Raw genomic sequence first — 23,917 nt, 5'->3', positions numbered from 1 at the left:
GCCCGCACGCTCGGACCGCCCGCACGCTCGGACCGCCCGCACGCTCGGACCGCCCGCACGCTCGGACCGCCCGCACGCTCGGACCGCCCGCACGCTCGGTGTTCCCGGCTGGTGCTCAGGGGTGCCTCCCCGCCCCCGAGGCACCCCTGAGCACCAGCCGGGAACCGGAACGCACGCTGGATCGGTGAGCGCGCTGCGACCGGGGGTCGTTCACGTGGTGACGGGCGCACCCGGCACCGGCCGGCGAGCGTGAGCCCATACGCCAGCATCAAGTTTGATCATGGGCGGCGCCCGGGTTGCCAAGGCCGACGATGGAGCCTGCCGTTCGCTGACTTTCGCGGGGGCGGGCCGGGATTTCCTTGCGGGCTAAGTGGTTCCGGTCGCAAACAGCCCATCAAGATCAACTTAGGCTGAGCGGTATTGGGGCTGGTTGTGGCGGCCGTTATGGCGGGGTTGAGGGGCCGGCTGGTGCTGGTGGTCGTATGAACGGGCCGGATGGGGCCGTCAGGGCCGGCCGGGGCGCGGTGACGGGTGTGTCTGGTGTCAGGGAGTGCGGATTGCTGCGGATCCGTGCCGCCCTGAGTGGGCCGGACCGGGGCACCCGCCGGGAGCGGCGGTGCACCCTGCGGGACGACCGCGCCGGGTTGCCGTCGGTGCCGGCGCAGCGGACGGCGACCGCAGGCTGTGCCGCCTGGCGAGCGGCCCTGAGTACCCGCTGCCCCGAGGGCGTTGCCAGTTGTGTGGGGAGTTGGGGTGCGGAGCGCGCCGAAAGTCCCCACGCTGGGTGGTGGAAGGCTCCGCACTGAGGGTTCGGTCACGGTGGGCTGGTTTGACGGGTGGGTGGGCGGTAGGAAAGATTGATTGTCGAGCGGTAGCGGAGGAACCCGGTGTGAATCCGGGACGGTCCCGCCACTGTGACCGGGGAGCGACCCGCTGACGCGCGGCACGCCACGGCCCTGACCGGGCCGGAAGGCGAGCGGGGAACGGCGATCCGGAAGCCAGGAGACTCCGGCCGCTCGTGATGACCGACACGCGGGCGTGGACACCCGCCGGGAGGGAACCCCCTGTGACGACTCCGTACCCGTTCTCGGCCGTGGTCGGCCTTGACGACCTGCGCCTCGCCCTGCTGCTGACCTCGGTGTCGCCGGCGGTCGGCGGGGTTCTGGTGCGCGGCGAGAAGGGCACCGCGAAGAGCACCGTGGTGCGTGCCGTGGCGAGCCTGCTGCCCCCGGTCACCGTGGTGCGCGGCTGCCGGTTCGCCTGCGACCCGGCCGCTCCCGACCCGCAGTGCCCGGACGGGCCGCACCCCGCCGACACCCCGGCCACGCACCGCCCCGCGACGCTCGTCGAGCTGCCGGTCGGCGCGACCGAGGACCGGGTGGTCGGCACCCTGGACATCCAGCGCGCGCTCGCCGACGGGGTCAAGGCCTACGAGCCGGGGCTGCTCGCCGCCGCGCACCGCGGGGTGCTCTACGTCGACGAGGTCAACCTGCTTCCCGACCACCTGGTCGACCTGCTGCTGGACGCGGCCGCGATGGGCCGCGCGCACGTCGAGCGGGACGGCGTGTCGGTCAAGCACGCGGCCCGGTTCCTGCTGGTCGGCACGATGAACCCGGAGGAGGGCGAGCCGCGGCCGCAGCTGGTCGACCGGTTCGGCCTGGTGGTCACGGTGGCCGCGCCGCGCGACGCGCGGCTGCGGGCCGAGGTGGTGCGGCGGCGGCTGGCGTACGAGGCGGACCCGGCCGGGTTCGCGCAGCGGTTCGCCGGCGACGAGCGGGAGTACGCGGCCCGGATCGCGGCGGCCCGCGCGGTGCTGCCCTCGGTGCAGCTGCCGGACGCCGAGCTGGACCGGATCGCCCGGGTGTGCCTCGCGTACGGGGTGGACGGGATGCGGGCCGACATCGTGGTGGCGCGGTGCGCGGTGGCGCTCGCGGCGTGGAGCGGGCGGGACGTGGTGACCGCCGACGACGTGCGGGACGCGGCCCGGCTGGCGCTGCCGCACCGCCGCCGGACCGATCCGCTGGACCCGCCGGGTACCGATGAGGAGAAGCTGGACCAGGCCCTCGAGGACGCCGAGCGGCAGGCCCAGCAGGAGGCGGCGGAGCAGGATCCGGCGCCGGACGACGGTGACGACGATGATCCGTCGCCGGGCGGTGGCCCTGCGCCGGACGGCGGTGGCCCTGGCCCGGATGGCGGTGGCCCTGGCCCGGATGGCGGTGGCCCTGGCCCGGATGGCGGTGGACCGGGCAGCGGCACGGACGGCGGGGGCGTTGCTCCGGACGGGGGCGACGCAGGCACCCCGCCGGACGGCGTGACCCCGCAGCCGAAGGCTTCCGCGCCGCCCGCTCAGGCGGGGCAGGCGTTCCGGCCGCGCGCTCTGCGGATCACCGCACGCGGTGAGGGCGGGCACACCGGCAAACGGTCGCCGGCCTATGCGCGTCGCGGCCGGGTGATCGGCTCGCGGAAACCGGTGGGCAAGCTCGCCGGCGCCCCGCACCTGCCGGCCACCCTGCGCGCCGCCCTGCACCGCACCGCACTCGCCGGCCCGCTCGCCCGGCCCACGACCCCGGCCGCCGGAGAAGCACGGGCCGCTGGGGAAGTGCGGGCCGCGGTGATGGGTGTGCAGGCGCGTGATCTGCGGGAGGCGATCCACGTCGGGCGGGAGGCGAACCTGGTGCTGTTCGTGGTGGACGCGTCCGGGTCGATGGCCGCCCGCAAGCGGATGACCCTGGTCAAGACGGCGGTGCTCTCGCTGTTGCGGGACGCCTACCAGCGCCGGGACCGGATCGGGATGATCACGTTCCGGGGCGCGGACGCCGACGTGGTGCTGCCGCCGACGTCCAGCCACGAGGTCGGGGTCATGCGGCTCGCCGCGCTGCGCACCGGTGGCCGCACGCCCCTAGCCGCCGGCCTGCGCGCCGCGGCGCGGACCATCGCCACCGAGCGCCGCCGCGATCCGCGCCGTCGCCCGCTGCTGATCGTGGTCACCGACGGGCGGGCCACCAGCGGGCCGGACCCGCTGCTGCTGGTGCCGGCGCTGGCCGGGGTGGCCACGGTCGTCGTCGACTGCGAGTCCGGCCCGATCCGGCTGGGCCTGGCGCGCAAGCTGGCCGGTGCGCTGCAGGCCGACGTGCTCCCGCTCGACCAGCTCGAAGCGGCGACCGGCGGGAGCCGCCCGGCAGCAGCCGCGGCAGCGCCGGCCGACCGGGCCTACCGCCGAGCCGCCTGACAACGAGCGGGCCGCCGGAAAAGCGCCGCAGAAAAGGCGGCCGGAACGGGCCGCAGGAAGAGCTGCGCGGGCGCGCCAGGCGAGTGAGCTGCCGCTACCCCGGGGCGGTCACGCGGTGACCACCGGATTCAGCCCGGCGGTCGCCGGGCGGTCGGGAGCGGGCCGGGCCTCCCGTTCAGCGGAGGACTGTGCACAGGTCGTACCAGAAGGGGTTTTTGATGCCGCAGGGAAAAGTGACCACCGTGCCCGACGACGGTCTGACGACGCGGCAACGCCGGCGTCAGGCGGTCTTCGCCGTGCACACCGGGCCGGGCAAGGGCAAGTCGACCGCCGCGTTCGGGATGGCGCTGCGGGCCTGGAGCGCGGGCTGGCCGATCGGGGTGTTCCAGTTCGTCAAGTCGCAGAAGTGGAAGGTCGGCGAGGAGACCGCGCTCAAGGCCCTCGACGGCGTCAACGGCACGCCGGTGACCTGGCACAAGATGGGTGAGGGCTGGTCCTGGATCCAGCGCGCCGGCACCGAGCGGGATCACGCCGCCGAGGCCGCCGAGGGATGGGCGCAGATCAAGCGGGACCTGGCCGCCGAGACCTACACGTTCTATGTGCTGGACGAGTTCACCTACCCGATGAAGTGGGGCTGGGTGGACGTCGCCGAGGTGATCCAGGTGCTGAACGACCGACCCGGCACCCAGCACGTGGTGATCACCGGGCGGGACGCGCACCCGGACCTGATCGAGGCCGCCGACCTGGTCACCGAGATGACCAAGGTCAAGCACCCGATGGACGCCGGCCGCAAGGGTCAGCAGGGCATCGAATGGTGACGATCCCGCGGGTGGTGATCGCCGCGCCGGCGTCCGGGCACGGCAAGACCACGGTGGCCACCGGGCTGCTCGCCGCGTTCGCCCGGCGCGGGGTGCCGGTGGCGCCGTTCAAGGTCGGCCCGGACTACATCGACCCGGGCTACCACGCCCTGGCGGCCGGCCGTCCCGGACGGAACCTGGACCCGGTGATGGTCGGCGAGGACCTGATCGGGCCGCTGTTCGCGCACGGCTCGCAGGGCGCCGAGCTGGCCGTCATCGAGGGCGTGATGGGCCTCTACGACGGCCGCACCGGCGCCGGCGAGACCGGGTCGACCGCGCAGGTCGCGCAGCTGCTCGGCGCGCCGGTGCTGCTGGTCGTGGACGCCGCCGCGCAGGGCCGGTCGGTGGCCGCGCTGGTGCACGGCTTCCGCAGCTTCGGCACCGTCCGGCTGGCCGGGGTGATCCTCAACCGGGTCGGCTCGGAACGGCACGAGCAGATCCTCCGGGACGCCTGCGAGGAGGTCGGCACCCCGGTGCTCGGTGCGCTGCGCCGGGCCGACGCGGTCGCCGCGCCCAGCCGGCACCTCGGTCTGGTGCCGGCCGCGGAACGCCGCGCCGAGGCCCTCGCGTCGGTGGACGCGCTGGCCACGCTGGTCGCCGGCGCGATCGACCTGGACGCGGTGGCCGCTGTCGCCCGTTCGGCGCCGCCGCTGCACGCCACGCCGTGGACCCCCGAAGCGGAGAATCCGGTGCCGGGCCGTCCGACGGTCGCGCTCGCCGGTGGTCCGGCTTTCAGTTTCGCGTACGCCGAGACCGCCGAACTCCTGTCCGGTGCCGGCGCCGAGGTGATCACCGTCGACCCGCTGCGGGACGCCACCCTGCCGGAGGGCACCCGGGCGCTGGTGGTCGGCGGCGGGTTCCCCGAGGTGTACGCGGCCGAGCTCTCCGCCAACGAGCCGCTCCGGGAGTCGGTCCGGGCACTCGCCGCGGCCGGTCACCCGATCACCGCGGAGTGCGCCGGCCTGCTCTGGCTGTGCCGCACCCTGGACGGCGCCCCGATGTGCGGCGTGCTGGACGCGGACGCGGCGATGACACCGACCCTGACGCTGGGCTACCGGGACGCGGTCGCGCTGACCGACAGCCCCCTCGCCGAGGCCGGCACCCGGGTGACCGGGCACGAGTTCCACCGGACCGCCGTGCATCCGCGCTCCGGGCTGCTGCTGTCGCCGGCCGGGGGAGCGGCGTGGGCGTGGCGGGGCGCCGACCCGGAGGGGTTCGCGTCGGGCGGTGTCCACGCGTCCTATCTGCACCTGCACTGGGCCGGGCAGCGCGGGATCGCGTCCCGGCTGGTCCGCGCGGCCGCCGCGGGGTGATCGCGGTCGGGCTCGGCGCGCGGGCCGGCACCGGGACGGCGGCGCTGGCGGCGGCGGTCCGGGCCGCCCTGGTCGCGGCCGATGTGGACCGGGCCGAGGTGACCGTGCTGGCCACCCTGGACCGGCGGGCGGCCGAACCGGCCGTACTCGCGCTCGCCGCGGAGTCCGGCTGGCGTCTGGTCGCCTACACGGCGGCGCAGCTCGCCGCTTTCACCGCGGCGCAGCTCGCCGTGGTGCCGGCGCCCGGCGAGAACGCGGCGCCGCCGCCCGGCGAGAACGCGGCGCCGGCGCCCGGGGCGAGCGCGATCGTGGCGGCCGCGGTCGGCACCCCGAGCGTCGCCGAGGCGGCCGCGCTGCTCGCCGCCGGGCCGGGCGCCTCCCTCGTGCTGCGGAAGCGGATCTTCGATGTCGTGACCGTTGCCATCGCCCGGGGGAACCTGGCCACCGGCGTGAACTGACAGCGGAGCCCGGCCGGTGCGCCGGCTGCGGCTTCCCCGCCGTCGCTGACCCGCCGGCCCCGCCCCGGGATCAGCCCGCCACCGGCCACTCGTGCACGGGGATGTTCTCGTGCATGAGTGGCAGGTACCGCCGGACCATCTCGTGCAGCGCCCGCTGCCGGTCCATCCCCTGCTTCTCCAGCTCGTGCAGCGTCTCCACCTGCCATGACGCCCCGTTGCGCTGACGCAGGCAGCGCTGCTCGACGATGCCCAGCAGCCGGTCGCGCTGGGCCGGCGACACACCCCACCGGTCCAGCCCGTCGGCGGCCTGTGGCAGCAGCCGGCGCAGCACCAGCTCGGTCACCGGCACCGTGCCGGCACCCGGCCAGAACACGCTGGCGTCGATGCCGTGCCGGGCGCAGGCGTGGAAGTTCTCCTCGGCGGCGCGGAAGCTCAGCTGGGTCCAGACCGGCCGTTCCGCCTCGGCCAGGCTGCGGGCCAGGCCGTAGTAGAACGCGGCGTTCGCGATGGTGTCGGCGACCGTCGGGCCGGCCGGCATGACCCGGTTCTCCACCCGCAGGTGCGGGCGGCCGTCGACGACCGCGTAGATCGGCCGGTTCCACCGGTACACCGTGCCGTTGTGCAGGCGCAACTCGCTGAGCTCGGGGATCTCGCCGCGTTCCAGGATGTCCGCGGGGTCGTTCTCGTCGCAGATCGGCAGCAGCGCCGGGAAGTACCTGACGTTCTCCTCGAACAGGTCGAACACGCTGGTGATCCAGCGCTCGCCGAACCACACCCGGGGCCGTACGCCCTGCGCCCGGATCTCCTCCGACCGGGTGTCGGTGGCCTGCTCGAAGAGCGGGATCCGGGTCTCCCGCCACAGCTCCCGGCCGAACAGCAGCGGCGAGTTCGCGCCCAGCGCCACCTGGATCCCGGAGATCACCTGGGAGGCGTTCCAGTACGCCGCGAACTGCGCCGGGCTCACCTGCAGGTGGAACTGGGTGCTGGTGCACGCGGCCTCGGGCGCGATGCTGTCGGTGGTGACCGCCAGCCGGTCGATCCCGTCGATCCGGATGTCCAGGTCCTCGCCGCGGGCCGCGAAGATCTGCTCGTTGAGCAGCTGGTACCGCGGGTTCGCCGACAGCGCCTCGGCGGTCAGGTGCTCGCGGCGCAGGGTGGGCAGGATCCCGACGGTCAGCATGTGCGCGCCGACCGTCCGGGCCTTGCCCTCGGCGTGGTTCAGGCTGGCCCGCAGCGCCTTCTCGAGATCGCCGAGGTCGTCACCGGCCAGCCGCCGGGGCGGCAGGTTGATCTCGATGTTGAACTGGCCCAGTTCGGTCTGGAAGTCCGGGTCGGCGATCGCGCCGAGCACCTCGGCGTTCAGCATGGCCGGATCGGCGTGGTCGTCGATCAGGTTGAGCTCGATCTCCATGCCGGTCATCGGCCGCTCGAACTCGAAGCGGGACTCGCGCAGCATCGTGGCGAACACGTCGAGACTGCGGCGGATCTTCTGCCGGTACCGGGATCGGTCCTCGCGGGAGAACTCGGTCTTTTCCACTTTCTCGCCCACCGGGCACCACCTTCTTCAGGCGTCAGCGACGAGGGAGAACGGGCGTCGTCGCGGCGGTCCCCCCGGACTTATGATTACCGCTGTCGATGCCTGTTCCCCCATCGGCGGAGCAGCATTGGCGGGTGGTGGACAACCGTGCGTCGAGCATGGACGCACGGGTACCCGATCGTCGCGATCTTTACGCGCCGCTCAGCGCAGCAGTGCGGCCAGCACCACGCCGGCCACCACCAGCCCCGCGGCGGCCTGCAGCAGCATCGCCGGTCCCAGGTGCGACCACCGGGTCGGGATGCGCGGGGTCAGCGGCTGCATCGTGGTCAGGTTGACCACCTGCATCAGCTTGACCGGCAGGGTGCGGTCGCGCTGCGGTTCGGTGCGCACCTGCACCAGATCGCCCCGGTGCAGGGCGGACTGGGGGAGCTGGCCGTGCATCTCGATCTCGTACGTCTGCCCGAGATCGTCGCGCAATCGGACCGGGGTGACCAGGAACTCCGGCCCCTTGCGCAGCTCCTTGAGGCTGCGCCGGGCCGGTTTCATCTTCAGCAGCGAGCCGACCAGCTGGGCGAGGCCGGCGGCGAGGAAGACGAAGACGGCCAGTGGCCGCCCGACCCGCACTTCCCGCGTGTACGCGGCCTGGTAGCCGACGAACCGGCCGGTGATGATCGGACTGACGTGCCGGAGGATCCGCTCGCGGTGCAGTTCCGTGTCGTCCATGGGGGATCACCTCCTGGATGTTCTTCAATGTTACGGACCGGGCTCGGGTGCGCACCGTGAGTGAATGGTGAACTCGTGATCTCCTCTCCCTACCAAGCTCCGCCCGCGCCCGCGCCGGATACCGGGTAATTCCGGCCGGCAACCCACGGATCTGCGGAAACGTGCCCTAACGGGGGACCCGGCGGGGTGAACTGGACGCCGAGTCCCGCGAAAAATCATCGCGGACGGGGGGCGGGGACCAGTGACACCGACGAATTACGTCAATCCGGACAGCGTCCTGGCACGCACCGCCCGCGAGATGCTCTCGGCGCACGCCGGCGGCGAAGGCCCGCGCGACGGACTCACCCGCTGCCCGGTCTGCGGCGAGCCGCTGCCCTGCCGGTCCGGGCAGGCGGCCGCCGAGGTCCTCGCGGCCGCCGGCCTGGCCGAGGCCTCCGGTCTGATCGCCGCCACCCGGGTCGCGTTCGCCCCGCAGTCCGGCCCGCCCGCCTTCAGCCCGCCCTGGCCGTCCGAGGACACCACCGGTGGTCCCGGCCCGAGCGCCGGTCACTCACCGCTGTCCTCCGGTCCGCACCTCGACGGTACGACCGGAAGCCCCGCACCGTGGCCCACCCCGGCCGACCCGCTGACCGGCCCGGGCTTCGGCTCCTTCACCTCTCCCGGGGCCCCGGCCGACGACTTCGGGCCGCTCTCGTCGGAGCGCCCGAGCTGGGCGACCGAACCCACCGGAACTCACGAACAGCCCTGGTCCGCGTCCGCCACCGGTTCACCGGCACCCGAGTCGTGGACCGAGTCCCGCCTCGGCGGCCTGCCGCGCCTCACCGACGCCCCCTCCGGCCCCGACGCCCACTTCGGCCCGGACGTTCCCTTCGGCTCCGGCGCCAACGAAGGCCCGGCCACGACCGCGCTCCGCCCCGGAGCCAACGCCGGTTCCGGTTTCCTGCCCGCAAAACCCTCCAACGGTACGAACACCGCCCCCTCGCCCGGCCCCACCCCGTTCCCCGGCGCCGACGAGCCCGCCCCGGGCCTGCTCCCGAACAGCCGGGAGAACCTCGCGGACCTGTTCTCGGCGAGCCGCGAGGACGTCCCCGGCCTGTTCGCCGGTGGCAGCGAGATCGCACCGGGCTGGCACCCGGAGCCCACCGGTGAAGTCCGGAACGGCATGCCGAACGCCGCGATCGGCCTGAACGGTGCCACCCCCGCGGACACTGCCCCGCCGCGAGACCGCCCTTCCGCCCCCGACCGCGCGGATGTGGCCCTCGACCGCGCGGATTCCCTCCCCGGCCAGGGAGACTCCGGTCTCGGACGGCCGGAACGCAGGGGCGCTCACGCGGCACCGACCTCACCGGCGCCCTCCGCCGAATCCGCACTCGCCCGCCCCTGGCCCTCGGCGGATCCCGCCGCCGGGTCAGCCGGCAGCGGAATCCGGTCCTGGTCGCCGTCAGACGCCCCGCCTCCCGTTTCCGGTCCCGGCCCCGGCGCGACGGGCCCCACGGCCCGCAGCGGCGACGCCAGCACCCCGCGCCCCTGGCCCTCGCCCGAGTCCGGCGGCGGCTACGAGCCCGACCCGAGCACCGGCCCGCAGCCCTGGCCCCCGTCCGACAACAACGCCACCCTCACCACACCCGACATCTCCGGTATCTCCGGTTTACTGGACGGTCCGGGCGTCGCGGGCGGCCTGGGTGGCTTGGGCGGCGCGGGTCTGGCCTCGGCGATGGGCCTCGGCGCCACCGATGTCACCGGCGCCACCGACGGCGGCCTGCGCGCATGGCCCCCGGCGGACCCCGGCGCCGAGGCGACCGGTGGCGGCCCGCGGGCCTGGCCCCCGGCCGAGCCGGCTGCCACCGAGACCACGGGAAGCGGTCTGCGCGCATGGCCCCCGGCGGACCCCGGCGCCGATACCGCGACCAGCGGTCTGCGCCCGTGGTCGTCGACGGAGCCGCATCCGGGCGCCGATCCCGCGGGCCGAGGTTCGCGGCCGGCGGCCGAGGCGGTCACCGGCATCGACGCCGCGGGCAGTGCTCTGCGGGCGTGGCCCCCGGCCGAACCGGGTGTCGGCGGCGACGTGGCCGGGAGCGGTTCGCAGGCGTGGCCTCCGCCCGGGCCGGGCGCGGGGAACGAGATGGCCGCCGGCGGCCTGCGGGCCTGGCCCCCGGCGGACGGCATGCCGGGCGAGAACGTGAGCACGATCAGCCCGGCCGGGCTGGCCGGGATGGGCGCCGGTTCCGAGGGGATCGGCGCGACCGGCGGGTTCGCCGCTCCGAACGGGGAGACGGGTCTCCGCTCGTGGCCGGCACCCGGCGCGGTCGAGGCCCCGCCGAGCGCACCGCCGAGCGCACCGCCGTGGGCGACAGGCGCCGCCGACGAGTCCGCGGTGAACCCGGCCTGGCCCGCACCGACCCCCGGAACGACGGCTCCCGGAACGACGGCTCCCGGTGGGGCGGCTTTCGGTGGGCCGGCTTTCAGCAGCCCGGATTCCGGCGGGCCGGCGGAGGCGCCTCAGATCGCCGTCGTGCCGACCGCCCCCGTGGAGGGAACGCCGCCGCCGTGGGCGGCTCCGCCGATGGCGTCCGCGCCGCTGCCGGTCGCCGAGGCGATACCGGATCCGCTTGCCGCGCCGTCCTTCGCCGCGCCCGCCTTCAGCCAGCAGAACAGCCCGCTGGACGCACCGCGCTTCACCCGCTCGGCCCGCCCTGCCGTGGCGCCGGCCATCGGTGGCCTGCCGCCGATGGTGCCGCCCGCCGGCCAGCCGATGGGCCAGCCCGGCATGCACGGGACACCCCAGCCGATGGCGCCCGCCGCCGGCACCGGCGTCGGGCCGTCCGCCGCGGCGATGACCGGCGCCGCCCCGCAGAGCCCCGCGGCTCAGGACCTGTCCGGCTTGGCTCAGGCCCCGTCCGGCCCGCACAACCCGGCCCTGCCGACACCCGACGTGGCCCCGGGGCCGTCAGGTCTGCAGGCGCCGGACATGGGTCAGCACAACCCGCCGTCGGGAATGCCCGGTGCTACGACGCGTCCCGGACTGCAGGCGCCGGACATGGGTCAGCAGAACGCGCCCGCGGCTCCTCGTCCCGGCCTGCGGGCGCCGGACATGGGTCAGCAGAACGCGCCCGCCGCTCCTCGTCCCGGTCTGCAGGCGCCGGACATGGGTCAGCACAACCCGCCGTCGGGAATGCCCGGAGCTACGCCGCGTCCCGGACTGCAGTCCCCGGACATGGGTCAGCACAACCCGCCCACCCTGCGCCCCGGACTGCAAGCGCCGGATATGGGTCAGCACAACCCGGCCGCCGGCCCACCGGTCGTGCCGGCGACGTCGGCGGAACCCTCCGGCGCTCCGGTCGACGAATCGGCCGCGCCCTCGGGCCTGCCCGGCCGGGGCGCACCCCGCGCCACCCCCGGCCCGGCGAACCTGCCCGACGCACCGCCGGACGACCCGGCCAGCGCCCCGAGCGGCCTGCCCCGCCGCTGACCACGGCGCCCACGAACCACGATGACCGCTCGCCGGCCTGGTCCGGCGAACGGCGGTGGTCGTCAGGGATGCGGGTGACCAGAGCCGGCGGGAGCCGGGGCGGGGGAGGCCGGGAGCACTGACACACCCGGGCGTCGCCGGGCGGTCCGGTGCGGAGCGGCGGTCGCGGGGGGAGGCCCGGGACGGGGCAGCTGCTTCTGTCCGGGTCCCAGGTCGTACCGGAAAAGATCGGTCAGGGGAGGGCCGGGAGCAGGTGGGTCCAGACGACCTTGCCGTCGCTGACCGGAAGGACGCCCCAGGCGGCCGAGAGTTCGCGGATCAGGCGGAGGCCGCGGCCGCCGGCGTCGGTGAGGGCCGGGTCGAGCGGGCGCGGGATGTGCCGGCTGCCGTCGCGGACCGCCATGGTGAGGTGGCCGTCCTGCTGGGCCAGGGTGAACTCCATGGTGGTGTGCGCGTGCCGGACCACGTTCGCGACCAGTTCGGTGGCGATCAGCGTGGCGGTCGAGGCGAACTCGGTGCGGTGCCAGCGGTCACAGGTCTGGCCGACCAGCTGACGGACCTGGCGGCAGGCCTCGGGGACCGGGCGGAAGCGGACCCGGACGCGGTCCGGTTCCGGCTGGGCCTTCGCGTCGGCCAGGGCCGTCGCGCAGTCCACGGCCCTCTCGACGCCCGCGCAGTCCGGGATCGCGGCGAGCGCCGCGGAGGTGCCCGGGCCGGCGCCGCAGACGACTATCGGTACGTTCGGGAACTCCGCCGTCTGGCAGACCACCGCGCCGAACGTGCCGAACGCGACCGGGTCGGCCACGGTCAGGCGGCTCACGTCGAGCAGCAGTTTCGACGGTTGCCCGGCGAGACTGCGGCGGACCGCGGCGCCGAGCGCGTTGCCGGTCAGCTGGTCCAGGGTGCCGCTGACGGTGAGGACCGCTACCGGGAGGTCCCGTTCCGGCCGGCAGACGAGCTGGCTGGGCATCGGGTCTCCTTCCCGGTGAGACCCGTGGGACGGGCCGTCGACAGCGAGTGCCCGGCCGCGGACCGGGGCAAACCACTGTCCGGGGCGAATCTCGAGCGAGCGTCGCGCGGGAGTCCGGCCGATGCCCGGCAGATAAATAAAGTACCGTTGCGCGCCATGGGTGTGTCGCAGCGGTTGAAGAACCGTTTCCGCAAGTTTCTGCAGCGTCCCGGCACGACCGTGGACCTCGGCCCGCTGGCGAAGCGCCTGGAGCCGATCGAGGCGCGAGAGGAGGCGCTGAAGGAGCTCGATGACGCGGCGCTGACCGACGCCGCCCGCGAGGCTTCTGATTTCACCGAGATCTGCGCGGTCGGCCGGGAGGCCGCTCGCCGCGCGATCGGCCAGCGTCCGTACGACGTCCAGCTGCTCGGCGCGATGGCGCTGCTCTCCGGCCGGGTCGCCGAGATGGCCACCGGCGAGGGCAAGACGCTGACCGCGGCGATCGCCGCGTACGGCCACACCCGCCTGGACAACGGGCCGGTGCACGTGCTGACCGTCAACGACTACCTGGCCAGGCGCGACGCCGAGTGGATGGGGCCGATCTACACGCTGCTCGGCCTGACCGCGACGTGGGTGACCGAGTCGATGACGCCGGAGGAGCGGCGCGAGGCGTACGCGGCCGACGTCACGTACGTGTCGGTGTCCGAGGCGGGCTTCGACTACCTGCGTGACCAGCTGGTCACCGACGTGGCCGACCGGGTGCAGCGCGACCTGGCCACCGCGATCGTGGACGAGGCCGACTCGATCCTGATCGACGAGGCCCGGGTGCCGATGGTGCTCGCCGGCTCGACCGCCACCGAGAGCGACCCGGTGCACGAGGCCGCCGCGCTGGTCAAGAACCTGCGCAAGGCGAAGGACTACGAGGTGGCCGAGGACGGCCGCAGCGTCGCCTTCACCGAGGACGGCCTGAAGAACATCGAGGAGCAGCTCGGCGGCGTCGACCTGTACGCCGACGACCAGGTCGCGCAGCTGTCCGCGGTGAACGTGGCGCTGCACGCGCACACGCTGCTGCGCCGCGACGTGGACTACATCGTCCGCGACGGTGGCGTCGAGCTGATCGACGAGATGCGCGGCCGGGTCGCCCAGCGCCGCCGCTGGCCGGACGGCCTGCAGGCGGCCGTGGAGGCCAAGGAGGGGCTGTCCGCCACCGCCGAGGGCGAGGTGCTGAACACCGTCACGGTGCAGGCGTACATCGCGCTCTACACGACGGTCTGCGGCATGACCGCGACCGCGGTGCACGTCGGCGAGCAGCTCCGCGAGTACTTCAAGCTCGAGGTCGCGGTGGTCCCGTCGAACACCCCGAACATCCGCGAGGACGACCCGGACCGGATCTACTCGGCGCACGACACCCGCGACGAGGCGCTCGTCGAAGAAATCAAGATCGCGCACGACAAGGGCCGCCCGGTCCTGATCGGCACCGTGGACGTGAAGGCGTCCGAGCGGCTGGCCGAGCAGCTCGCCGAGGCCGGTGTGCCGTGCCACGTGCTGAACGCGAAGAACGACGCCGAGGAAGCGGAGATCATCGCGGAGGCCGGCGCGGTCGGCGCGGTGACCGTCTCCACCCAGATGGCCGGCCGTGGTGTCGACATCCGGCTGGGCGGCAGCGACGAGAAGGACCGCGACAAGGTCATCGAGCTGGGCGGCCTGTACGTGATCGGCGCCGGCCGGCACGACAGCCGCCGGGTCGACGACCAGCTCCGTGGCCGGGCCGGCCGGCAGGGTGACCCGGGCGCCTCGGTGTTCTTCGTCAGCCTCGAGGACGAGCTGGTCACCCGGCACGCCGGCGAGATCCTGCCGGCCTCGCCGCGGATGGACATGGACGGCGTCGTGCACGACCCGCAGGTGGACTACGCGGTCGAGCACGCCCAGCGGGTCGCCGAGGGCGTGAACCACGAGATCCACCGCAACACCTGGCGCTACAGCGTGGTGATCGAGCAGCAGCGCCTGCTGCTGGCCGAGCGCCGGGAGCGGCTGCTCACCTCCGAGGTGGCGGCGATCATGCTGCTGGAGAAGTCGCCGGAGAAGGCCAAGGAGATCGACGAGGACGTGCTGTCCGACTCGGCCCGGGCGATCGCCCTGTTCCACCTGGACCGGCTGTGGGTGGACCACCTGGCCTTCCTGTCCGAGGTGCGCGAGGGTGTGCACCTGCGGGCGCTGGGCAAGCTGGACCCGCTGGACGAGTTCCACCGGGCCGCGGTGCCGGCCTTCCAGGAGCTGCTGACCCAGGTGGAGACGCGGACCATCGAGGCGTTCGAGGAGGTCGACCTCACCGACGGGTGGCAGCCGGAGCGGGCCGAGATCGTCCGGCCGAGCGCGACGTGGACGTACCTGGTGCACGACAACCCGTTCGGCTCGGAGCTGGACCGGCTCATCGCGGCCGTCGGTCGTCGTCTCACCTCGGGTGGCTGACGACACATTTCCCGGAAATTCACTGAAGGGGGCGCCGCAGCCGCGGACGCCCCCTTCAGCGTGTTCCGTCCCAGCTGGAGCCCCATGGCGTTCGGCAATGCTTAATCAGCCTGACAGAAAGCGTTCCCTGAATGCATTCGTGTTACCGGGAACAATATGGAACATCTTTCTCACACTGTGGATGGTGACTTGACCGGCAAAGCGGCGGCCCGGAAATATCAGCCCCGATTTACGCTCAGTGATCACACGTATTCGTTTGCCGCAACAAATTCTTGGGGGATCACTCAATGCCGGTCAGCGCATTGTCGCCGCGAGCCGATCGTCGTTCCGCCGGACCGGGGCGGGGCCCCGGAAATCGGCGGCCCGAGCCGGCGCTGACCGTGACGCTCGCCATTCCGCTCTCCGGGGACGCGGTCTCGCCACAAGCGCATCGATTACTCGCGGCGGTCCGTGAGCTCGTGGAGCTCAGCCGGGGCACGGTGACCGTCGAGGCGGCCACCGAGCCGGTCGAGCCGGACCCGGAGCCACTCCCCAGTGGTCCGGAGGTGCGTCTGCTCACCGGATCGCGTCAGGTGCTCCTGGAGGGCGAGACGATCCCGCTGACCCGGCTCGAGTTCGACCTGATGCTCTACCTCGCCGAGCGGCCCCGCCGGGTGTTCAGCCGGGCGCAGCTGCTCGCCGGGGTGTGGGGCTACGAGCGGGCCGGTGAGCGCACCGTCGACGTGCACGTCCGGCGGCTGCGGCTGAAGCTGGGCGCCGCCGTGCCGGCCGTCACCACGGTCTACGGCGTGGGCTACCGGCTGGCCGATGACGCCCGGATCACGATCATGCCGCACGATTGAGCCATGCGTGTGCGCCCCGTCTCGTTCGCCGTCCTCGTCGACGACCTCGTGGACCGGCTGGCCAGTCGGGAATCCGACAGTAGGGTCCGGGTGGCCGTGGACGGGGCGGACGCGGCCGATCCGGGCCGGTTGGCGGACGCCCTGGTCGATCCGTTGCGGGTCCTCGGCCGGCCGGCCATCCGCGTCGACACCAGGGATTTCCTGCGTCCGGCGTCGCTGCGGCTGGAGTTCGGGCGGGACAACCCGGACTCGTTCTACGCCGGGTGGTTCGACGAGGCCGGCCTGATCCGTGAGGTGCTCGATCCGGCCGGGCCGGGCGGCTCCGGCCGCATCGTCACCCGTCTCTGGGACGCGGATGCCGACCGGGCCGCCCGGGAGTCCTACCGGCAGCTCCCGGCGAACGCGATCGTGCTGCTCAGTGGCCCTCTGCTGCTCGGCTCCGGCCTGCCCTTCGACTTCACCGTCCACCTTGGGCTCTCGGCCGCGGCGCTGGACCGGCGGACCGGCCCGGAGGCGCGCTGGACGCTGCCGGCGTTCGCCCGCTACGCCGGTGAGGTGGCGCCGGAGACTTTCGCCGATGTGGTCGTCAGGGTGGATGATCCACGGCATCCGGCCCTGGTCATGGCGTCGGGCTGACTGCCGGCGTGATCGTCGGCACAAGACCCGTGTGCCGAGTCCGTGGCGGATTCGACCACTGACAGTTATGCTCCGGTTACTTTTTTGCGGGGGCCTCGTTTGGGGTCCCCGGCGGTGGGTATCAGGCGGCTCCACAAGTCGAGCCAGGCCGGGTCGCAGTTGACCCGGATGATGCCCACCGGCTGGGCTGAGGGAAGGCAGGGGGACTGCATGCTCGTCAACGGAGCGGTTGTTGCGGGTAAGGGCGCGAGCACGGCGAAGGGGCGCTCGGCCGAGGAGATCGAGCAGATCCGGGTGATCCTGCGGAACCGGTTCGCGGAGCTCGACACGGAGTACGAAGATGCCGTAACCCAGAACCACCGGCTGCGGCTGGTCGAGATCGGCGACGCTGCCGGCGACGACCAGGCCGACAGCGGGTCCAAGACCGCGGAGCGGGACGCTGCCACGTCGCTGCTGCGGACCCTGCTCGACCGGCGGACGCAGGCGGAGCACGCCATCCACCGCCTCGACGAGGGCACGTACGGCAACTGCGAGGCGTGTTCCAACCCGATCCCGTGGGAGCGCCTCGAGGTGTTCCCGTCGGCCACCACCTGTGTCCACTGCAAGCAGAACCGCGAGCGCCGGGCCAGCTGAAGCGTTCCGGTGCCCGTTTTCGTGCGGGTGGAAGCGGGCACCGGCAAAACGTGTCGACCATCTGGTCGACAATGCGGCGGGGAATGTGCGGGGCGAGTGCCGAAACGGCACAGGTCCCCGAGAACAATGGGCTTTCGAAATCGCCGGGCGGTAAACGTCTCCCCCGGCAGAGGGAGTGGATCCCCTCGCGCAGGGGATCTGCCACCACCGCCGATCGACCAACCTGGATCACAGACGCCACCACCGCGGTGGCGTATCAGGAAAGGTCGACGATGCGCAGAACCACACGATGGGTCGCCGGGATGGCGGCCATCGCCGGAACGATTCTGGCGGCGACGGCGCCGGCCAGCGCCCGGCCGGACACCGCGAGGGTGACCGGCTCGGCCGACTTCATGCTCCCGTTCGACCCGGACGACGACGTGCGCTCGTTCGCCTTCGACGTCCGGTCCACGCCGTACACCAAGCCGATCCCCGGCCTGCCGCACGGTCTGCCGACCGACGCGACCGGCACGGTCCGGGTGTCGCACTTCGTTCCCGCCCAGCAGCTGACGGTCCGCTTCGAGGCGACCGTCGACTGCCTGGTCACCAGCCCCGGTCTGGCCACCCTGACCGCGGTGGTCACCCGGGCCGACAGCGTGGTGGCGGACTGGGTCGGCAAGCGGGTCGGGTTCAGCGTCCAGGACGGCGGCCGCGGGCACGGCGACCGGGTCGGGTTCACCTGGTCGTTCAGCGGTGACCAGGACGCCGACGGCACCTGGCACGAGGCGAGGATCGGCACCTGCCTGGCGCCGGCCCCGTTCGCGGTGGTGACCCGGGGCGACTACACCGTCCGGCACGCCGAACTGAAACCGATGCCGGTCGGCTGAATCCGGGGACAACAACGGTTTCGCGGGGCGGGCGGGGGTAAAACCAGAGGATGACCGACGCCAGCCCCGCGCAACCGCAGGAACAGACCGGACCCGAGTACGACGACGCCGGCGACCTCGAGTACGACGAGGCCCACGGCGCGGGCGACCACCTGGACGTGCCCGCCGCCCTCACCGAGGAGGCCGAGCAGCGCCGGGCGATGGCCACGCCCCGCTGACAGCTCAGGTCGCCGCGTACTGCATCGCCGAGAACAGCAGCAGTGCCGTGACCAGGCCGGTGGCCAGCACGGTGACCACGGTCGCGGTGTCCAGGGCCGCCTTGCGCCGATCGGCCACCAGCTTGGCCGTGACCACCGACAGCACCGGGCAGGCCAGCAGGACCAGCAGTGCCACCACCGGCGCGGCCTGGTGCCAGTCACCGGCCGAGGCCAGCCCGGTCTGCCGCAGCACCTGGTTGCCGAGCGCGCCGAGCAGGCCGCCGACCAGCCCGAAGATCACGTAGAGCACCTTGACGCCGAAGGTGACCGGGCGGGCCGGCGGCGTCCAGTTGATCCGTTTCTCCACCTCGGCGAGGTAGTCCCGGGCGCCCAGCTCGGTGCGCTGCCGGGGGATGCTGGGCGGCGGCAGGGTGCGCCCGAACCGCTCGGCCACCGGCCCGACCCGGTGCACGTACTCCGACCACAGCCCGGCCGCCCGCGCGTCGACCTCCTCCAGGTCGCGCTGAGCGGCCCGGGTGGCCCGCTTGGTGGCCCGTACCCGGTCCTCGGCCTCCTGCACCGCCTCGTCGGCGGTGGCGCGCTGCGCGGCGTGCCAGGCGACCGCTTCGGCGCGCAGGTCGGCGGCGCGCTGGTCCAGCGTGGTCAGCCGGCGCAGCACGGTGCGGTAGTCGGCCCGCTCGAAGTCGGCCGGTTCCAGGGCGCTCATGACACTCCGTACGGAATGATCACCTCGGCGCCGCGATGCACCGATCGGTCGAAGTGCAGCGCACGCCAGGGTCGCGGATACCAGTTGGGCGCACCGGCGCCCGGGTAGAACGGGGCCAGCTCGCTGCCGTGCACGTCCAGCGCCACCCAGGCGCCGATCGGGTCGGTCCGCGAGCTCGGCCCGCCCAGGGTGTCGCGCAGCAGCCCGGCGCCGCGCCACCAGCCGAGCACGTGCAGCCGGCGTTCCGGGCCCTGCCGCAGGACCGTCCGCAACTGATCACCGGCGGCCTTGCCACCGGGCAGCGCGTCCGCCGCGTAGAGCAGGATGAAGTGCGGGCGGTCGGCCGGCCAGGCCGCTGTCGACTCGGCGGCGGCGTCCTCGAGGAGCCAGTCGACGTTCGACGCGTCGTACCAGCCGCAGTCCGGGATCCGGGCGTGCAGCGCCTCGGCGGCGGCCCGGGCGTCCGGGTCGAAGCAGGCGATCGAGAAGCGGGCGCCGTCCCGGGCGAACTGCGCGGCGAGCGAGCGCCCGGCGGTGGCCAGCACCGCGCAGGCCTCCTCGGTCCGGGTGCCGAGCACGGCCAGGTTGCGGCCCGGCGCGCGGCGCAGCACGGTCCGCGCCGAGCGGGACATCACGTCGATGGTCTCGCCGAGCAGGGCGGCCGGCGCGGGCGAGTCGTCGGCGATCAGCGACCGGAAGTCGGGGCTGTCGGCCAGCCGCGGCTGGGTGTCGCCGTCGAAGAGCCGGGGCGGCAGCGAGTCCTTCGGCAGGCGGCGCCACAGCCGGTGCTGGAACGTGCTCCAGCGGTCCCGGTCGCCGGCCGACGGCACCCGGACCACCTGGTTGGCCTCGGTCGCGCCGGAGTCCGGGTTCACCACGGCGTGGTAGCGCGGCAGCGACTCGGCGGCGGTGTTCTGCTCGGCGAGCACCCGGCGGGCCCGGGGCAGCGCGATCCGCAGCGAGAACTGCGCGACCAGCGCGGGCCGGCCCCACAGCGCCTCGATGCCGGAGACGTCCTGGCTGGCCAGGATCAGGTGGATGCCCTGCGACCGGCCCCGGCGGGCGAGGTCCTCGAGCATGTCGACGGCCTCGTTGGTGACCGAGTCCCGGCCGGCCAGCAGCACCTGGAACTCGTCGACCACGGCGACGATCCGCGGCCAGTCGCCGCCCGGGTCCTCGGCGCGCAGCTCGGCCAGGTTCGTCACCTCGTGCTGTTTCGCGGCGTCCGCCCGGCGGCGCAGCTCGGCGCCGAGGAACCTCAGCAGGGCCAGGCCGAACTCCCGGTCGGTGTTGACGTTCACCCCGACCAGCCGGACGTGCGGCAGCCAGCTCTGGTCGCGGCGGCCCGGCGCGAACCGGGCGAACGACACGCCCTCCTTGAAGTCGAGCAGGTAGAACGCCAGCTCGGCGGGGGAGTAGCGGGCCGCGAGCGACCCCAGCCAGGCGTAGATCAGGTTGGTCTTTCCGGTGCCGGACGGCCCGGCGATCAGCGCGTGCGGCGGGTAGTCGCTGAGCGACACCAGCACCCGGGTGCCCTGCGGGCTGTCGCCGAGCGGCGCGGTCACCCCGGTCGCCGAGCTCTCCCGCCACTCCTGTTCGGGCCGGGGCAGCAGGCTGTCCAGGGCGATCGGCGCGGGACCGGCCGCGACCGCCTCGGCGATCTGCCGGCAGGTCGCGGTCAGCGTCTGCTGCGGCGGGCCGGGGTCGAGCCGGACCGGCAGGTCGCCGCCGCTGCTGATCCGGGCCTCGTCGCCGGGCGCGGCGGTGACGCACTCGATGCCGGGCCCGGGCGGGACGGTCAGCCCGTGCACGATCAGGTGCACCCCGCAGGCCGCACCGGTCCGCAGCAGCCGGTCGAGCTGGGTACGCTCGTGCCGGTTCAGCTCGCCGGCGCCGAGCAGCACCGCGACCCGCCACGGCTCGGGCCGCCGGTTGGTCGCCGCGTGCAGCTCGCGCAGCGACGAAAACTCCCCGGCCAGCACCGTCTCGTTGATCCGCCGGACCTCGCCGACCAGGTCGTCGAGCAGCTTGCCCAGCGCGTTCGGGGCGACGAAGGTGAGCACCCGGACCGGCGCGAGCGGGGCGAACCCGGCCAGCCCGCCGCCGAGGTGCTCCGGGTCGTACCCGATCACCTGGAGGGTGCCCGGCGTGCTGGTGCCCAGGGCGCGCAGCAGCAGCGCGGCGACCACGTCGTCGCCGAGTTTCCGGTCGCCCTGCACCACCACGTGCCCGTGGTCGAGCAGCTGCACCAGGGCCGGCACGTCGGGCGCGGGAGCGGGCTCCTCGGCGCCCTCCTCCCACTGCCACGGGCGGCCCGGCCGCTCCGGCTCGGTGGCGCCGGCGCCGGGCGGCTCGGGCAGCAGCAACCGCCCGATCCGCAGCTCGGCGGCCTTCGGCAGCGGTGTCGGCTCCCAGGACGACCAGGTCTCCCCGGCCGCGCCCGGCGCCGCGCGGTCGGCCGCACCGGCCGCCGCACCGGCCAGTCCGGCCAGCTCGGAGTCGTGCCATGCGGTCACCGAGCGCAGCCGCTCGTCGCGGGCCGCGCCGAGCTTGCGCACCCGGCTCTCGGCCGCCGCGCGGATCCGTTCCCAGCGGGTGACCGCGGTGCCCTCGTCATGGCGGGCGCGCCCGAGAGCGTTCTCCGCGACCCCGAGTGCGTGGGACAGCCCGGCCCGGATCTCCATGACCTGCTGTTTGGTGGATTCAGCCATGACCCGCCGGCATCGTCGCAGTTGTCCAGCCCGCTGACATCATGAGCGCTGCTCCTCGGCCTCGGTGCGGGGCCGGACCGGCTCCGGCGCGTCCGGGTCGAGGGCCGCGGCGTCCCGGCCCAGCCGGGCCAGCAGCACGCCGGTGAGTACGCTCGCGGTCACCGCGTTGTCGGCCGGATGCCCGGCCGGGCGGTTGCCCTGCTGCGGGGCCGGCACCCGGCAGATCCGGGCGATGAGGGTGTCCAGCACGCCCGGTGAGGTGCCCGGCAGCAACGCCTTGACCCGCGCCTCGGCCGCGCTGCGCAGCCGGGGCACGTCCTCCGGCCGCGGCTCGTGCCCGAGCAGGTCGCCGGCCAGCCGGTGCAGCACCGGCGGGGTGACCGCGGACAGGCCGAGCCCGGTCGAGGCGGTCACCGCGTGCAGCTCCCGGCCCAGCCGGGCCTTGTCGCCGGCGCGCACCCCGGCCGCGACCCGGCGCAGCAGCTCGGCGGTGTCGGTCCGGCCCGCCGCGTCGCCCTGCTGCTTCTGCTCCGGCGGGGCGGCCTCGCCGGTGAGCTGCGCGACCCGCTCCTGCCACCACGGGCCGAGCTGCTCGCCGGTCGCCTCGGCCGCCGGGTCGGCCGGCGCGCGGTCCTTCTCCGGGTCGGGGCGCAGCGCCTCACGCCACTCCTGGCCGCGCGGGCCGCCGGGGTCGCCGCCCAGGCCGAGGGAGGCGAGGTAGGTCTCGATCGCGTCCTCGGCGAGGCGCAGCGCCGCGGCCGCGCGTTCGGCGTGCTCGGTGGCGTTGCCGAGCTCCGGCACGCCCATCTTGTGCTCGGACGCCTCGCGCACCCAGTTCAGCAGCTCGGTGGCGGTGCGGAGCTTCTCCATCGCCACCACGACGAGCCCGTCGGGCAACTCGTCGGAGGCGGCCCTGAGGCGGGCGCCGAGTTCCTGCAGCAGCGACATCGCGTCAGAGGGTGGCGGTGTAGGTCTGCGCCGCCTCGACCGCGACCAGCGTCGCGGTGAAACACTCCTCAAGCTGTTGATCGGCTTGAGACAGCGAGGCATGCGCGGTGCCGACCGCGTCGTGGGCGCTCCCGTCGAGCGCCGCGGCCAGGCTCTGCTGAGCCTCACCGAGCTTCTCCCGAGCCGCCTGTATCGCCGCCTGCCCCTCGTTCACCTGCTGGAGCGCGGCGTCCACAGCCGCTCTGACCTCGGCGACACTGGCCACTCGTTCGGCCTCCTGTACGTCTGCAGTCTTGCCGTCCCAGACTACCGCCCGGTTCCGGCCGCGCTGTCCTCGACTGCCCGGAATTGGCAGACCGCGGAGATAAAAGCGCACAACCAGTCCGACTATCGATTCCGATGATCGCCCAGCTGGCACGGTCTTCCGAGCAGCGTCCATTGTGGATCATGCCGATCTCCCCGCGTCCGCCGACCCCCTCCGTGCCGGGTGTGAGCCTCGTCGCCCCGATTGCCCACGATCCGAAGATCAAAAACAACTTCAAGATCATGATGTCCCCGGTGGGTGCCGGGTGCGGATCGCCGCTCCCGCGGGGGCCGGGCACGGCGATCTGGCCGCTGGCGCGTCCACAACGATCGCCGCACCCTTCATTGTCCGCCGTTGGTCCCGGTCACCCCACCCACCCCACTCACGTGGGGAGTTGTGGTGCGGAGTGCGCCGAAAGTCCCCACGCACAGTGTTGTTGCCGCTTGCGTGGGGAGTTGTGGTGCGGAGCGCGCCGAAAGTCCCCACGCAGTGCGTTGTTGCCGCTTGCGTGGGGAGTTGTGGTGCGGAGCGCGCCGAAAGTCCCCACGCACGGTCGGGGCCCCGAGATGGCGTGGGGTCAGCGGGGGACGGCGGTCGGGCCGCGGACCTCGGCGCCCAGGGCGGTGGCGCGGTCGCGCAGGCCCCGGTCCGCGGTGATCACCACGATCCGGCGGGGGACCGGGCCGGACGTGTGCTCATGGCGTACCACGTCGATGATCTCGTCGTCGCCGGAGCCGGTGGCGCGGGCGATCCGGACCCCGGGCGGACCTTGCGGAATGTCCCGGGCCTTGCCCTCGACGACCAGGACCACCTCGATCGGCGGCGGGATGCCGGGCAGGCCCGCCGCCGGCAGCGCGGCCAGCTTGTCCCGCAGGCGGATCGCGGCGCCGGCCCGGTCCCGCCACCAGCCGTCCGGGACCGAGCCCACGACATTCGCCCCGTCCACGATGATCAGGGGCACGGCCGAACCGGCCGAACCTGCCGGAACCGGCGTCGGAGCGGCAGAAGACACCACCGGAGACGCCGGTTCGCCGGACGCGGACGCCCTC

The 23,917-nt window shown here is 74.0% G+C and carries 19 protein-coding genes and 1 riboswitch; of the genes, 11 read left to right on the top strand and 8 right to left on the bottom strand.

The genetic code is table 11. The features are described 5' to 3' along the window. The first annotated feature begins 852 nt into the window (after nt 1–852). Nucleotides 853–1,031, top strand: a riboswitch (cobalamin riboswitch). The 4 genes from ADL15_RS47020 to ADL15_RS47005 all read left to right on the top strand — a co-directional run bounded on the left by ADL15_RS47020 (nt 1,022) and on the right by ADL15_RS47005 (nt 5,857). Then, nucleotides 1,022–3,229 carry a VWA domain-containing protein gene (locus tag ADL15_RS47020; protein ID WP_083972588.1) on the top strand — a complete coding sequence of 736 codons (2,208 nt, stop codon included), beginning with the start codon at nt 1,022–1,024 and terminating at the stop codon, nt 3,227–3,229. Its footprint overlaps the riboswitch before it by 10 nt. Before the next feature lie 218 nt (nt 3,230–3,447). Continuing rightward, nucleotides 3,448–4,047: a cob(I)yrinic acid a,c-diamide adenosyltransferase gene (cobO, locus tag ADL15_RS47015; protein ID WP_067706728.1), complete on the top strand. Its 600-nt coding sequence runs from the start codon at nt 3,448–3,450 to the stop codon at nt 4,045–4,047. After that, nucleotides 4,041–5,399 (top strand): cobyrinate a,c-diamide synthase, encoded by a 1,359-nt coding sequence (locus ADL15_RS47010; protein WP_067706726.1) that lies wholly within the window; start codon nt 4,041–4,043, stop codon nt 5,397–5,399. Before cobO ends, ADL15_RS47010 begins: the two co-directional genes overlap by 7 nt. Beyond that, a complete protein-coding gene (locus tag ADL15_RS47005; RefSeq protein WP_067706724.1) occupies nt 5,396–5,857 on the top strand; it encodes a cobalamin biosynthesis protein in 462 nt (153 codons plus the stop codon). The genes ADL15_RS47010 and ADL15_RS47005 overlap by 4 nt, the downstream gene beginning before the upstream one ends. Before the next feature lie 70 nt (nt 5,858–5,927). On the opposite strand, the gene ADL15_RS47000 is transcribed toward ADL15_RS47005, so the two are convergent. Both ADL15_RS47000 and ADL15_RS46995 read right to left on the bottom strand, forming a co-directional pair. Further along, nucleotides 5,928–7,406: a glutamate--cysteine ligase family protein gene (locus ADL15_RS47000; protein ID WP_067706722.1), complete on the bottom strand. Its 1,479-nt coding sequence runs from the start codon at nt 7,404–7,406 to the stop codon at nt 5,928–5,930. Between the two features lie 189 nt (nt 7,407–7,595). Then, nucleotides 7,596–8,117: a hypothetical protein gene (locus tag ADL15_RS46995; RefSeq protein WP_067706719.1), complete on the bottom strand. Its 522-nt coding sequence runs from the start codon at nt 8,115–8,117 to the stop codon at nt 7,596–7,598. A gap of 241 nt (nt 8,118–8,358) precedes the next feature. Here ADL15_RS46995 and ADL15_RS46990 point away from each other — a divergent pair, with 241 nt between their 5' ends. Next, entirely contained in the window at nt 8,359–11,586 is a 3,228-nt protein-coding gene (locus ADL15_RS46990; RefSeq protein ID WP_067706716.1) for a hypothetical protein, read from the top strand. Nucleotides 11,587–11,818: 232 nt separating this feature from the next. Here the strand turns inward: ADL15_RS46990 and ADL15_RS46985 are convergent, their stop codons facing one another. Beyond that, nucleotides 11,819–12,556, bottom strand: a complete 738-nt coding sequence (locus ADL15_RS46985) for an ATP-binding protein (protein ID WP_067706713.1) — start codon at nt 12,554–12,556, stop codon at nt 11,819–11,821. A gap of 156 nt (nt 12,557–12,712) precedes the next feature. Here ADL15_RS46985 and secA2 point away from each other — a divergent pair, with 156 nt between their 5' ends. The 6 genes from secA2 (at nt 12,713) to ADL15_RS53725 (ending at nt 18,199) form a co-directional block, all read left to right on the top strand. Next, entirely contained in the window at nt 12,713–15,004 is a 2,292-nt protein-coding gene (gene secA2, locus ADL15_RS46980) for an accessory Sec system translocase SecA2 (protein WP_067706710.1), read from the top strand. Between the two features lie 380 nt (nt 15,005–15,384). Next, on the top strand, nt 15,385–15,846 hold the full coding sequence (locus ADL15_RS46975) for a winged helix-turn-helix domain-containing protein (protein WP_198171314.1): 462 nt from the start codon (nt 15,385–15,387) through the stop codon (nt 15,844–15,846). 3 nt (nt 15,847–15,849) lie between these two features. Then, nucleotides 15,850–16,482 carry a nucleoside/nucleotide kinase family protein gene (locus ADL15_RS46970; protein WP_067706706.1) on the top strand — a complete coding sequence of 211 codons (633 nt, stop codon included), beginning with the start codon at nt 15,850–15,852 and terminating at the stop codon, nt 16,480–16,482. A gap of 210 nt (nt 16,483–16,692) precedes the next feature. Further along, complete coding sequence (locus tag ADL15_RS46965; protein WP_067706703.1) at nt 16,693–17,115, top strand: TraR/DksA family transcriptional regulator; 423 nt, start codon at nt 16,693–16,695, stop codon at nt 17,113–17,115. 272 nt (nt 17,116–17,387) lie between these two features. Further along, on the top strand, nt 17,388–17,981 hold the full coding sequence (locus ADL15_RS46960) for a hypothetical protein (RefSeq protein ID WP_067706700.1): 594 nt from the start codon (nt 17,388–17,390) through the stop codon (nt 17,979–17,981). Nucleotides 17,982–18,031: 50 nt separating this feature from the next. Beyond that, a complete protein-coding gene (locus tag ADL15_RS53725; protein ID WP_157442042.1) occupies nt 18,032–18,199 on the top strand; it encodes a hypothetical protein in 168 nt (55 codons plus the stop codon). A gap of 4 nt (nt 18,200–18,203) precedes the next feature. Here ADL15_RS53725 and ADL15_RS46955 read toward each other — a convergent pair whose 3' ends face one another. The 5 genes from ADL15_RS46955 to ADL15_RS46935 form a co-directional block, all read right to left on the bottom strand. After that, nucleotides 18,204–18,905, bottom strand: a complete 702-nt coding sequence (locus tag ADL15_RS46955) for a hypothetical protein (protein ID WP_067706697.1) — start codon at nt 18,903–18,905, stop codon at nt 18,204–18,206. Next, nucleotides 18,902–21,616 carry an FtsK/SpoIIIE domain-containing protein gene (locus ADL15_RS46950; protein ID WP_067706694.1) on the bottom strand — a complete coding sequence of 905 codons (2,715 nt, stop codon included), beginning with the start codon at nt 21,614–21,616 and terminating at the stop codon, nt 18,902–18,904. The genes ADL15_RS46955 and ADL15_RS46950 overlap by 4 nt, the downstream gene beginning before the upstream one ends. Before the next feature lie 39 nt (nt 21,617–21,655). Then, the gene (locus ADL15_RS46945) at nt 21,656–22,564 is read right to left on the bottom strand and encodes a hypothetical protein (RefSeq protein WP_067706691.1); all 909 of its coding nucleotides are present in this window, start codon (nt 22,562–22,564) and stop codon (nt 21,656–21,658) included. Between the two features lie 4 nt (nt 22,565–22,568). Then, nucleotides 22,569–22,829, bottom strand: coding sequence for a hypothetical protein (locus ADL15_RS46940; protein WP_067706689.1), 261 nt, complete (start codon nt 22,827–22,829; stop codon nt 22,569–22,571). 616 nt (nt 22,830–23,445) lie between these two features. Next, entirely contained in the window at nt 23,446–23,829 is a 384-nt protein-coding gene (locus tag ADL15_RS46935) for a PIN domain-containing protein (protein WP_198171313.1), read from the bottom strand. Nucleotides 23,830–23,917 lie beyond the last annotated feature (88 nt).

Origin of the sequence: Actinoplanes awajinensis subsp. mycoplanecinus (genome assembly GCF_001509495.1) — a bacterium.
In the GTDB taxonomy this organism is placed as follows: Bacteria; Actinomycetota; Actinomycetes; order Mycobacteriales; family Micromonosporaceae; genus Actinoplanes; species Actinoplanes palleronii.
This window is presented reverse-complemented; position numbering and strand designations above follow the sequence as displayed.